Here is an 11641-nt window from a genome sequence, read left to right as displayed (position 1 = left end):
AAAAACCCATTCCTTAGCACAGAATGGGTTTTCACAATTCGTATATTAATCGAATGTTCGAATGGCCAATTTATGAATGGTGTTATTTATTTCTTCAGATTCTATAATGGCTTCATTATAATTAATTTCGATTTTTCCACTGCCAGCTAAGATTTTTACCTTTTCTATCCCATTATATCTTTTTATTTTTCTTTTAATTTTTCCAATACATCCTGAACAGGCAACATCATTTAGAGATAACTGAATCATGCTCACGTTGAATATCCCCTTTCAATCATGGTAATTCTAACAGTATATTTATTGAATTTCATTCATTTTTATCGCCATCAATCTGAAGTGCGAAGGTTCAATTTCATTGACGATTGCATTCATGCCGAAAGATTGAAAAGTAGCTACTAATGGCTCTCCGGGGTGTGGTAAATGAATTTCAAATATCGTCCCAATCGGTGCAGTTTTTACAAAATTTAAGATTTCCCTCCGTGGATGTTCTCCCTTTAAAACTCTCTCACGAATATCTATTACGGCTCTTTGTCCTTCTATTTGAATACTACTCATCATTTCACTCCTCATGATACGGTTTTAACAAGTGTAACATCCTTCTCACCATTAAGAATTGATTTAAATCACGCACAACTATGTTTTTAATGTGGTTAGATTAATAAATACACTAACCGTAGGAATATGCCATTTTTGAACGTATTGTGAACATTATCTTGAATTTGATATACCCCCATTGAATTAGTGGTAGAATGAAAAAAAGCAAGATAACAATATATCGGAGTTGAAAATAATGTTAAATAAAATTGCTCTATTGTCCACATTGTTTTTCTTAATTTTTGGAGCAAATGTATTTGCACACTCCCATTTGGAATATTCTACTCCCAAAAATGGAGAGATCGTAACGGAAACACTTAAAGCGATCACACTAACATTTGAAACAAAAATAGAACCTACTAGCTCTTTTGTTTTACTAAATGAAAAAAATGATTCTATACCACTTTCTACGATTTCCATTAATGGTAATCAATTAATTGCCAATGTAGAAGCCAACTTGATGAATGGATCCTATACCATTCATTGGAAAATAATTGGAGAAGATGGTCATCCTCTTGAAGGCGATATCCCTTTTACGATCCAAATGCCTGAGAATGCTGCCTCTCCAATACCAAACGAAACACAACCATCGGCAGCTGAGGTGACGACTGCTGAAAATACCCCTGTTGTCGACACTACAGTACTAAAAGACCAAGCAACAGATGTAAAAGAGGCTGCTTTAGATGAACCAAAAGTTATGAATTATGTACTCCCAGCTATTATTGGTTTAATCATCGTTTTTGGCTTCGGAAGCTATTGGTTAATTTTTAGGAGGAAACAAGTCTAAATGTTTATAGCAGGTATTGTAAGTGAGGCGTTACTTTATAGTTGTTTTTCGTTGTTGCTAGGAAGCTTTATTCTTTATCTAATACCCAGCTCGTTACGGCCGGAAATTAAAATCCCAAAAATAGTCCTATTAGGTGCAGCATTAGGAATTGCGATATTCTCATTTTTACCGGTATTAAAAATTGTACTTTATTTATACGAAGACCTAGGCTTAGGCTATACTGTTAAGTCAGTTTTAACGAATTTTGAAGTCGGTAAGACATGGATTACTACGGGGATTATTTCGTTGATTTTATTCGTTTATCTACTTCCCATTAAACTTGAAAAAAAACCATTATTCTCGTTGACAGGCCTAGCATTTACGCTGATCTTAATTGCCTCCCTTGGCTGGTCCAGTCATGCAGCTTCATTATCCAAATTGGCGGGGTTCCTTACACATACCACGCACTTTTTGGCGATAACAACTTGGGTTGGAATTCTATTGATAGTGAGCTGGTTTTCACAAAACCATGATCATTGGCTGAAATTCTTAAAATGGTTTTCACCTGTAGCAATTTTATGTTTTATTACTACCACCCTAACGGGGATTTCATTAATGACTTTTCATATGGAATTGTCCAATTATGTTAGTGTAACGGCTATTTCCTATGGTCAGACATTGTTAATCAAACATATCGCCATTTTACCGTTACTAGCTTTCGCCTTTATCAATAGCTTTTTAATCCGGAAGAGACTCAAAAATGATCCTTCTTATAATCCACTTCCATGGGCGAAGATGGAAAGTATTATTGTTTTGCTCGTTTTTTCTATTACTGGTGCACTAGGACAAGTTTCACCGCCTCATGAACTTAATGCGATGATTAGAGGAGAAGGTGCTTCCAAGCTGTTTTCCTTTTTTCACCCAGGTCAAATAAATTTCCCTATTCATCTTTCACCTGGGATTGGATCAATGATTTTTTTGCTATCTGCTATCATTTTTCTAGCATTAGTCATCGTAACTTTTATAAAAAAGGCACCAAAGGTCTTGGCATTAGTAATGAGTTTATTATTTATCTTTACGGGTTATATAAGTTTTATGTTAAGTATCTCATAAAAGAAGCAGCGGAAATTGATTTCCGCTGCTTTTTAGCGTGTTCTTAATACTGCTCTTACCGGACTTCCATCCCCTTCAACTAATGGCAACGGCAAGGCAATTAATTCATAATCACCTGGCTCAACTTCATCTAACAGAATGGATTCAAGGATATGGATTCCGTTTTGATTTAAACTATGGTGGGCATGTAGGTCTTTGCTGTCAATAGGATCAACAGATGGTACATCAACCCCAATCAGTCGTATTCCCCTCTCCGCCAGACATGGACCAAGGTCAGCTTCCAAATGGGGTATTTTTTCTGGAAATTCAGAAGCGTTTTTCCATGATCGAGTTCGAAACAATACTCTTTTCACACCTTCTAAATCTACATGTGCTAAATCTTTAGCTCCTATGCTATCCTTACCAGTCATGTCGACAACCCTTGCAGGTCCAATGTATAACTCGAGATCCAACTCAATTATTCTTTTCCCATCATCATCAAAATGAAAAGGTGCATCCACATGTGTCCCTGTATGAGTGCTCATTGAAAGGCTACCTACGTTTACTGATCCGCTATCAGCTTTGGACCATGACACCTCATATTGAAAGGGTGTATCTCCAGGCCAAATTGGCATTCCATTTTCAAGCTTTCTGGAAATATCAATTATTTTCATTCATCTCACTCCCCTGACAGCATTTTATTAGTCTATGTTAAAAATATATCGCTGCCCTAAAGTTGTCAATTAATGAAAGGAACGCCAGAAGTCTCCATCGTAATTGATGATGCGTCTTATATCATGAAACGGAATCGTAAAGGTTGGAAAACCGGCAGCATACGGGGCAATTTCGTATGGTTCAAAATAAACATTCAACGCCCCTTCGCTAATAAAGTAAGGCTGGTCTGCTTTTATTCCTTTATAATTTTCTGGGAAAACATAGGAATATTGTTCATCATTTTTGATTTGCTCTCTAATGATTTCACTGATTTCTTTTACATAATCTACTTCCAGCTTAAACAAATCTTTTAGTTGAAAAAACCTTCCCGAATTTAGTTTAATATGGGCATATTTTTTTACAGGCATCCCATGAGCCGCACCAAAAGGATAATCATATCCATTTATTTCAATGACAACTAGGTTATTCTTATAAAAGCTTACATCAAAATCACCTGCATAGCTTGATTCCAATTGTGTATGTTGAGGGATTGGCTTAACTCCAGAGAGGTCCTTCAATGTCTGATTAACGTTCTCCTGATTTTCAATACCCTTTACCTGTGGATAGTAGACTAAATAATCCTTATTGGGCTTGAATTTGTTTTCACTAACAGAATAATCATTGTTTAAAGGAATGATTGTATTTTGTTTCCAAATCAACTTCCCTTTTCTATCAAAATAAAGAATACGGAGATCGATATCTCCTTTTATTAGAGATTTATCAAATGCTAATGAACCGCTTCCTTGCACCTTTGGAAGGTGATCCAATCTCTGACCACGTTTATCAATAAAGAAAGTCCTTTCATCATTATAGGCAGAAGCTATTCCATCCTTGAAATTAGACACACCATTGTAGATAAATCCAGTATAAGTGTGACCGTTAGAATCGGCTATAGCATATTTTTGAAAAATATAAGGCCTTCCAGGATCTTGTGCTTTCCCCAGTGCATATCGATTTTCTTCTAGGTTTAATAAACGATTATAGTTTGGTTTTATGATAAATTTCCCCTGCCTATCGATCAGGCCATAATGATTATGTTCTACTTCAACAATTGCCTTCTCTTCGACAAATGGCTGAGTTCCCGTAAACTGCGGTTCAATCAGTACTTTACCTGTCTCGTCCATGTACCCCCATTTTCCATGATTATTTTTACGAAATGCCAGCAAGCCCTCTCCATAATCGTCAACAAATGGATGTGAGTATGAACTCAATACTTTTCCTGTTAGGTCAATAAGTGCATAGCTGCCCTCTTTCATTTTAACAAGGGCTTTTCCGTCCTGAAAGTCACTAGCCGACTCAAAAGACAGCGGAATGACTTCATTGCCTCTTTTATTTAAATATCCATATAAATACTCACCATTTTCGTTCGTGCTTGCAACTACCGCTCTGCCTTCCTTATAATCTCCGATAAAGGAATATGCCTTTGAGGTAATTTCCTTCCCACTTTCATCTAATACTTTAAAACCTTTGTCATCGATAGCAGTGGCACGACCTTCTGAAAAAGGGCTGATTGTTTCATATTTTGGTTTTACAATTAAATATCCTTCGTTGTTGATAATACCTGTAAGATTATTTAATTGAATGATAGCTAAACCATTTTCCTGAAAATCATGTGCCATTTCATATTTGGGTGGAAGAACAAATTTCCCCTTATCATTGATGTACCCCCACTTTCTTCCGCCAATACCTTTCACTCCTGCCGGATAGAGATAAACCATTCTGGATAAGGAAAGCAGGTAGGTAATCCAGTTTTCCTGTTCGGCATTTCTTCTAGACATCCGTACTACCCCATTTTATTTTTTATTATATATATGAAAATTTGGGCGGAATGCAGCTTATCTTCAATCACAAACAAAAAAGAATCTATTTTGGCACTAAGGCTTTAAAATAGATTCTTCCTTGATTATTTATATAAAGACATAATTTTGCTGTAGCTCTCTAAGGATATTTTCTTTTGTCTTCAATATAGCTTGAACGATTTGGTCTTTTACTTCAGGTGAAATTCGATAGGCTGGTACACTGACACTGAATGCACCGTAGGTTTGGTTATTCATTACTAGTGATACACCTAGACAATAGACGTCGTTTTCACCTTCACTATCGTCTATTGCATAACCATTTCTCTTTACATCTTCTAACTGTTTTAATAACTTCTCCGGATCTGTAATGGTCGTTTCGGTTATCGTTTTTAATTCAACTCGGCTCAAGTATGCTAGTTTTTCACTATCCGGCATTTCAGCAAGTACGGCTTTACCCATAGCAGAACAATAAAGAGGCTTGGATAAACCAATTCTTGAATTTAAACATACAATCGGTTTTTTCGTTTCCAACTTGTTTACAGTTAAAATCTCATCGCCTTCTAAAATACCTAGGTGTATCGTTTCATCTAAACTATTTTGCAGCTCTTTTAAATAAGGATACGAAATTTTAGAAATGTCTAGATCCGCAAGATACTTATTAGCATATTTAATTAATGCACTCCCAAGCCCAAATTTTTTGGTCTCTGGATGTTTTTTAACATAACCAATCAGAAGAAGGGTATCCAATATCTTTAAGGCCGTTGAACTAGTTAATCCAGTTTCTTGCGCAATTACATTTAATGCTTGTGGTTCTTTCTTTGCTGACAGAAAATCAAGGATACTAGAAGCCTTTATTAGAACAGTACCATATGGCTGCTTTCCGTTCTCCATTATGTTACCTCCCTTCATCTTTTTAACTTATTATAATATAAGAACTAGCGAACGAGCCAGCCGCCATCTACTGGAATGATGGCTCCATTCATATAATCAGAGGCCTTGCTGGCAAGGAAGACAACAACACTTTGCAGGTCAGCTGGAGTTGCCCAGCGTCCGGCCGGAATGCGTGAGGTGATTTCTGCGTGACGCACCTCATCCTCACGAATTGGTGCTGTATTTTTAGTTTCAACATAGCCAGGGGCAATCGCATTGATTTGTACGTTATTAATCGCTAATTCATTAGCAAAAGCCTTTGTTAACCCGGCTACACCATGTTTGCTGGCTGTATAGGAAGGTACAAATTTACCACCTTGGAAAGAAAGCATGGAGGCCACATTGATGATTTTTCCACTGCCTTGTTCGACCATTACTTTTGCAGCTTCCTGGCTCAAGGAGTAAACCGCATTTAAATTAATATCCATGACAGCGTCCCAATCTTCTTCCTTATACTCAAGTAAAGGCGAGCGGCGAATGGTACCTGCATTATTTACTAGGATATCGACTCTTCCATATGTCTCTAAACATTTAGAAACAATATCTTTCGTTACTTGTTTATTTGTTAAATCGCCTTGAAAAAATTCTGCGCGGCGACCTTCTTTTTCAATAAGTTCTTTTGTTTCTCCCCAGTTATTCCCGTGCGTGACAACAAATAGATCGGCACCTGCTTTTGCTAAAGCCACCGCAAACCCTTGTCCAAGACCCGTGTTGCCGCCTGTCACAATCGCTACTTTACCATCTAACTTAAAATAATCTAGTGAAAATTGCTGTAAATCATTCGTCATTTTTAACACCTCCGTCTCAGTTGGTTTATTTTAAGTCCTTCATTGGGACCATGTCCATATCGTTATATGTGATGTTTTCGCCACACATTGCCCAAATGAACGTGTAGTCACTCGTTCCCACTCCAGTATGGATTGACCAGCTTGGAGAAATGGCAGCTTGTTCATTCGCAATCACTAAGTGTTTTGTTTCATCCGGTTTACCCATGAAATGGAATACACGAGTATCTTCTTTCATATCGAAATAAAGATATGTTTCCATTCGGCGTTCGTGTGTATGACATGGCATTGTGTTCCAAGCACTTCCAGGAGTTAGGATTGTATATCCTAATTGAAGCTGACAGCTTTCACATACGTTTGGATGAATATATTGATAGATAGAACGGTGATTTAAAGTGGCTGAATCACCTGTCACCATTGGTTCGATTTTATCAATGCTGATTTTTACATTTGGATATTTATGATGTGCAGGTACAGAAACGGTATAGAATTTAGCTGGATTAGACGGATCTTCTGATTTGAACTGGATATCTTTTGTTTCTTTTCCAATGTAATAGCCATCTTGCTTTTTCATTGGTTCTTCTGAACCTTCAATAACGATTGATCCTGGTCCGCCAATATTAATAACACCTAGTTCACGGCGCTCTAAGAAATAGGAAACCCCTAATTCTGTAGATAGCTCAATGGTTAATGGTTGATCCGTTGGTGTAACACCGCCAAAGATCATTCGATCATTATGTGTATAAGTTAATCTAACTTCCCCAGGTACAAAAATACTTTCTACTAAAAATTCTTTGCGCAATTGTTCTGTTGAGTAGTTACGAATATCTTCTGGGCTATGTGTATAACGAGTTTCCATTTTATTCACTCCTGTTATCGATTTATTTTTGCGCTGCCGTTTTCCATTTGATTTTCTACTTCTTTTATTGTAAATGGATTACAATCACCATAAATGGTATGTTTTAAGCTTGAGTATGCGGTTGCAAACGATACCGTATAGTTTAAATCTGCACCGGTTAGTAAGCCATGGAGAATACCAGCTGAAAATGCATCTCCACCGCCAACCCGATCGACGATTGGTTCTAGCTTATGCACTTTTGATACATAAGTTTTTCCATCTTTCCAAAGTGTACCTTGTAAGGAATTAGATGTAGCGGAATGCACCACACGCTTGGTAGAATAGAAAACTTCAATATTACTATACTTCTCATGCATTTTTTTATAATAATAGTCAGCTTCATCTTGAACTGACTGATTTTCTGGAATACCTAACAAGTAAATACCATCCATTTTTCCTGCGGAACAATAATCCACATATGGCAGGATTTTTGAGATGACCTTTGAGGCTTGGTCATGATTCCATAGCTTTGAACGGAAATTAATATCGAAGCTTACTTTTATATCCCGCTTTTTGGCTTCTTTTATCATGGCCAACGTAATTTCTGCTAATTTTTCTGAAAGCGCTGGTGTAATTCCTGAAACATGAAGAATGGTGACGTTTTCAAAAAGCTGGTCAAAATTCCATTCCATTTCCTGCACCGATGCAAAGCTGGAATTAGCTCTGTCATAAATAACTGCTGACGGCCGCTCGCCTACACCACTATCAAGATAATAGGTTCCTAGACGATTTCCTCCAAACAGCAATTCTCTCGTCTTAACCCCATATTTTTGAAGATGTCTTTTCGCGGCAAGACCTAGCGCATTGTCCGGTACCTTACTTGCAAAAGCAACGTCATGATCAAAATTAGCCAGATTCACAGCAACATTTGCTTCTGCACCTCCATAATGAGCCTGAAAGCTTCCAGCATTGCTGAAATGGGTACCAGTTGATGTTGAAAGCCTTAACATAATTTCTCCAAAAGTTAAAATGCTGCTCATACGCTCACCATCTTAATTTCATGGTACCTATCAATATATTGTTTCGCCAGCTTCGTAATTTGATCGTAATTTCCCGTTTTAGCAGGGGCTAATAAATTCCCGCCAACACCAACCGCTACACAGCCTTTGTTAAGCCATTGGTCCATATTTTCTAAACTCACACCGCCTGTTGGCATGATATTAACTTGTGGAAGCGGTGCTTTTACAGCATCCACAAAACTTGGTTCATATGTACTCGCAGGGAAAAGTTTCACAATATCTACACCTGCACGAAGTGCTGTTTTCATTTCAGTTATGGTCATACATCCAGGCAGATATGGTACATGGTAAAGGTTGCAAATCTCGGCGATTTCTGAATCAAACATAGGGCTTACAACAAATTCAGCCCCCGCCATAATTGCAATTCTAGCTGTCATTGCATCTAGAACAGTTCCTGCACCAACGACGATAGCAGCGTTATCTTTATATATTGCTGCTGTTTCACGAATAACCTCATCTGCTTGCGGCGTAGTGAAGGTTACCTCTAAGCCGGTAATCCCGCCATTTACTAGTGCATCAATCGTTTTTAATGATTCTTCTTTTGTGTCTGATCTTAGTACTGCAATTACACCGCTGTTTTCAAGTTTTAAGAGAATATTAGCCTTTTTCATGATGTTTACCTCCTTTATTTCCAAATAGGAAATGTTATTGTTTATTTGGAAATCTATATTCCTATTATATTGGACATTTTTGGGTTTTTCAACCACATTTCCTAAAATAATCAGAAAAATGAGTAAAAAAATAACCTGTCCGTTTGAACAGGTTATTCTTGTCTACTAATCTATATATTTTGCTTCTGGGATGAGAATCTTCCATTCTTCATAACTAATAATGGTTTCCCAGTGCCCTGTTAGTTTCGCGAACCCGATAATTAGAAAGAAGGCAACAAAAAAGGATACCGGAATAAACCACTTGCTTACCTTTTTATTTGCAACTGTCATATTCAGTGTGTCCTTTATTGGGCAAGCTTCTACACAGGCCATACAAGCGGTACAATTCAAGTTATTTACTTTTTCTACTTTATGCACATTTACTCTCGAAGGGCACACCATGGTACACATTTCACAGTTTGTACATGTCTCTTCATTTCTACTAACCTTTGAAATTCTAAAAATCGAACCAAGCCCGATGAATGCCCCATATGGACAAAGGAATCGGCACCAGAAGTTTCTATAGAATAAAGAAAGGATACACATTACTATTAGAAAACCTAAACCAAACCCGCTGATATCTAGGAAAAATGTCAGCATTTTAACATCGGAGATTTTGTTATATGGTTCATTTAAAAACGCAATTGCACCATAAGTAGGCATGACAATAACCATCCCCAAGAAGAACAGCAATAATAAGTATTTAATGGGGGTTAAGAGCCACACAAGCCATGTTGGCACTTCAAAATTCCTTTTAAAAAGCAATTTACCAAATCGTGCAATCCATTCACTCACTGTTCCAACCGGACAGATCCAGCTGCAAAAGGATCTCCGGAAAAGTATCGCACCACCAACAAAAAAACTTAACAATACTAGTCCTGCGGGATGTATAAGATCAAAGTCTCCAGTGGCGAGCCAAACCTTTAATGCCATTAGGGCACTAATCGGCAGGAACCCTTCAACCGCAGCCGGTCGCTCAACTAAAGGTGTTTCCCCAAGAGTTTCAAAATGCATATAAAATTGATAAAAACGGACTCCGACATATAGTAAAAATAACAGGAAAATTGCTTGAACGACGTACCTTGTTATTTGAACCGGCTTTCTTTTCAACTGTTTCTTGTACCAGTTCATTGACTTCATTATGATTCCTCCATTCTTCTACACCCTTACTATAAGGAAGGAAGTAAAAGCGGGGATGTGATAAAAGTCATCTAGTATGCCGTTTTCATAAAGAATTCACAAGCGTATACTTAAAATGGACAAACTTGGGAGGATTTTAAACCTCTTAAATCGCGGGGCGACTTCATTCTGACAGTTCGAAGTGAATTTGCTCTATTCTGTCGGAATACAAGCTCCATTCAAGTAATTTTCAATAGATTGCGCTACAAATTAGTCTACCGTTCTACCCCAAAGACAATGTTGTTTTGTTTCCTCGCTTCTTCGGTCACTCTTAGCACAATCTTACTCATTTCCTTTAACTTTTCATATTGGCTATCGTCTCTTGTTTCAATGATTTCGGCGATATTTATGCATTCATAGACCATGTTTTGTTCCTCTTGGGGAACGCTTAAAATTTCGCTCTCTTTCGTATGGCTGTCGATGAATTTTATTTCGGATATCGGCGCGGCATCCTCAAGGACGAAGGTTCCCTTTTCACCATGGATTTCACATGGCATAACTGAATGTGATATTTTAGAGCAAAGAATCGTACAGACAAAGTCTTGATACTCTAACAGAAGTGTACCGCTGCCATCTACTCCACTTGATAGGATTACAGGTGTGTAGGCGATACTTTTTGGCTCCCCAAAAAGCCCAATGGCTAAATACAGCGGATATACACCTAAATCCACTAGTGCACCGCCAGAAAAAGTACTAGTGAAGATATTTGGGTTTTCTCCTCTTAAAAACGCGTCATATCTAGAAGAATATTGAATATATGGGAGCATGGCACTTCTTAAATTTCCAGCCAGACCGATTTTTTCCTTTAGGATATGAAAATTAGGGGTATGGATATTGCGAATAGCCTCAAATAAATAAACCCCATTTTCCTCGGCTGTTCGATATGCTATTTCCAATTCAGCTGGATTTGAAAAGATTGGTTTTTCACAAATAACATGCTTTTTATGTTTTAGAAAAGTAATTGTCTGTTCGAAATGAACTGAATTGGGGGAAGCAATATAAACAGCCTCAATCTCAGTGCTTTTTGCCATTTCCTCTAGATTTGAAAAATAGTGTGCTGCATGATATTTATGGGCAAGTTCTTTGGCTTTTTCATCTGTCCGGGAATAGACAGCCGTTAAGTTTAGTTTTCCACTCAGTTTTGCTGCCTCTATAAAGGCTTCTGTAATCCACCCTGTTCCTACTGTACCTAACTTAATCATATAAAATCCCCTT

13 protein-coding genes are annotated in these 11641 nt (G+C 37.5%); 2 read left to right on the top strand and 11 right to left on the bottom strand.

Annotated features, from left to right (window positions below):
* Positions 1-45: 45 nt before the first annotated feature.
* Both QNH29_RS05250 and QNH29_RS05245 read right to left on the bottom strand, forming a co-directional pair.
* On the bottom strand, positions 46-249 hold the full coding sequence (locus QNH29_RS05250; RefSeq protein WP_283865539.1) for a heavy-metal-associated domain-containing protein: 204 nt from the start codon (positions 247-249) through the stop codon (positions 46-48).
* 48 nt (positions 250-297) lie between these two features.
* On the bottom strand, positions 298-558 hold the full coding sequence (locus QNH29_RS05245; RefSeq protein WP_283863789.1) for an amino acid decarboxylase: 261 nt from the start codon (positions 556-558) through the stop codon (positions 298-300).
* Between the two features lie 232 nt (positions 559-790).
* On the opposite strand from QNH29_RS05245, the gene QNH29_RS05240 reads away from it, so the two are divergent.
* Entirely contained in the window at positions 791-1381 is a 591-nt protein-coding gene (locus QNH29_RS05240; protein ID WP_283863788.1) for a copper resistance CopC family protein, read from the top strand.
* The gene (locus tag QNH29_RS05235) at positions 1382-2473 is read left to right on the top strand and encodes a copper resistance D family protein (RefSeq protein WP_283863787.1); all 1092 of its coding nucleotides are present in this window, start codon (positions 1382-1384) and stop codon (positions 2471-2473) included.
* A 32-nt stretch (positions 2474-2505) separates the two neighbouring features.
* On the opposite strand, the gene kynB is transcribed toward QNH29_RS05235, so the two are convergent.
* The 9 genes from kynB to QNH29_RS05190 form a co-directional block, all read right to left on the bottom strand.
* Complete coding sequence (gene kynB, locus QNH29_RS05230; RefSeq protein WP_283863786.1) at positions 2506-3126, bottom strand: arylformamidase; 621 nt, start codon at positions 3124-3126, stop codon at positions 2506-2508.
* A gap of 69 nt (positions 3127-3195) precedes the next feature.
* Complete coding sequence (locus QNH29_RS05225; protein ID WP_283863785.1) at positions 3196-4944, bottom strand: WG repeat-containing protein; 1749 nt, start codon at positions 4942-4944, stop codon at positions 3196-3198.
* Positions 4945-5073: 129 nt separating this feature from the next.
* The gene (locus tag QNH29_RS05220) at positions 5074-5856 is read right to left on the bottom strand and encodes an IclR family transcriptional regulator (RefSeq protein ID WP_283863784.1); all 783 of its coding nucleotides are present in this window, start codon (positions 5854-5856) and stop codon (positions 5074-5076) included.
* A 44-nt stretch (positions 5857-5900) separates the two neighbouring features.
* The gene (gene kduD / locus QNH29_RS05215; RefSeq protein WP_283863783.1) at positions 5901-6683 is read right to left on the bottom strand and encodes a 2-dehydro-3-deoxy-D-gluconate 5-dehydrogenase KduD; all 783 of its coding nucleotides are present in this window, start codon (positions 6681-6683) and stop codon (positions 5901-5903) included.
* Between the two features lie 25 nt (positions 6684-6708).
* Positions 6709-7539: a 5-dehydro-4-deoxy-D-glucuronate isomerase gene (gene kduI / locus QNH29_RS05210; RefSeq protein ID WP_283863782.1), complete on the bottom strand. Its 831-nt coding sequence runs from the start codon at positions 7537-7539 to the stop codon at positions 6709-6711.
* Positions 7540-7553: 14 nt separating this feature from the next.
* Positions 7554-8558 carry a sugar kinase gene (locus tag QNH29_RS05205; protein WP_283863781.1) on the bottom strand — a complete coding sequence of 335 codons (1005 nt, stop codon included), beginning with the start codon at positions 8556-8558 and terminating at the stop codon, positions 7554-7556.
* Entirely contained in the window at positions 8555-9208 is a 654-nt protein-coding gene (locus tag QNH29_RS05200) for a bifunctional 4-hydroxy-2-oxoglutarate aldolase/2-dehydro-3-deoxy-phosphogluconate aldolase (protein WP_283863780.1), read from the bottom strand. The genes QNH29_RS05205 and QNH29_RS05200 overlap by 4 nt, the downstream gene beginning before the upstream one ends.
* A 165-nt stretch (positions 9209-9373) precedes the next feature.
* On the bottom strand, positions 9374-10387 hold the full coding sequence (locus QNH29_RS05195) for a 4Fe-4S binding protein (RefSeq protein ID WP_283863779.1): 1014 nt from the start codon (positions 10385-10387) through the stop codon (positions 9374-9376).
* Between the two features lie 254 nt (positions 10388-10641).
* Positions 10642-11625 (bottom strand): Gfo/Idh/MocA family protein, encoded by a 984-nt coding sequence (locus QNH29_RS05190; RefSeq protein ID WP_283865538.1) that lies wholly within the window; start codon positions 11623-11625, stop codon positions 10642-10644.
* Positions 11626-11641: the final 16 nt, after the last annotated feature.

Origin of the sequence: Neobacillus sp. DY30 (assembly GCF_030123065.1) — a bacterium.
Classification (GTDB): domain Bacteria; phylum Bacillota; class Bacilli; order Bacillales; family Cytobacillaceae; genus Neobacillus.
This window is presented reverse-complemented; position numbering and strand designations above follow the sequence as displayed.

Coding starts and splice junctions, on each gene's coding strand:
- QNH29_RS05195 (WP_283863779.1), bottom strand. CDS start 10,387: ATGAAGTCAATGAACTGGTACAAGAAACAGTTGAAAAGAAAGCCGGTT.
- kduD (WP_283863783.1), bottom strand. CDS start 6,683: ATGACGAATGATTTACAGCAATTTTCACTAGATTATTTTAAGTTAGAT.
- kynB (WP_283863786.1), bottom strand. CDS start 3,126: ATGAAAATAATTGATATTTCCAGAAAGCTTGAAAATGGAATGCCAATT.
- QNH29_RS05250 (WP_283865539.1), bottom strand. CDS start 249: ATGATTCAGTTATCTCTAAATGATGTTGCCTGTTCAGGATGTATTGGA.
- QNH29_RS05235 (WP_283863787.1), top strand. CDS start 1,382: ATGTTTATAGCAGGTATTGTAAGTGAGGCGTTACTTTATAGTTGTTTT.
- QNH29_RS05200 (WP_283863780.1), bottom strand. CDS start 9,208: ATGAAAAAGGCTAATATTCTCTTAAAACTTGAAAACAGCGGTGTAATT.
- QNH29_RS05205 (WP_283863781.1), bottom strand. CDS start 8,558: ATGAGCAGCATTTTAACTTTTGGAGAAATTATGTTAAGGCTTTCAACA.
- QNH29_RS05240 (WP_283863788.1), top strand. CDS start 791: ATGTTAAATAAAATTGCTCTATTGTCCACATTGTTTTTCTTAATTTTT.
- QNH29_RS05225 (WP_283863785.1), bottom strand. CDS start 4,944: ATGTCTAGAAGAAATGCCGAACAGGAAAACTGGATTACCTACCTGCTT.
- QNH29_RS05245 (WP_283863789.1), bottom strand. CDS start 558: ATGATGAGTAGTATTCAAATAGAAGGACAAAGAGCCGTAATAGATATT.
- kduI (WP_283863782.1), bottom strand. CDS start 7,539: ATGGAAACTCGTTATACACATAGCCCAGAAGATATTCGTAACTACTCA.
- QNH29_RS05220 (WP_283863784.1), bottom strand. CDS start 5,856: ATGGAGAACGGAAAGCAGCCATATGGTACTGTTCTAATAAAGGCTTCT.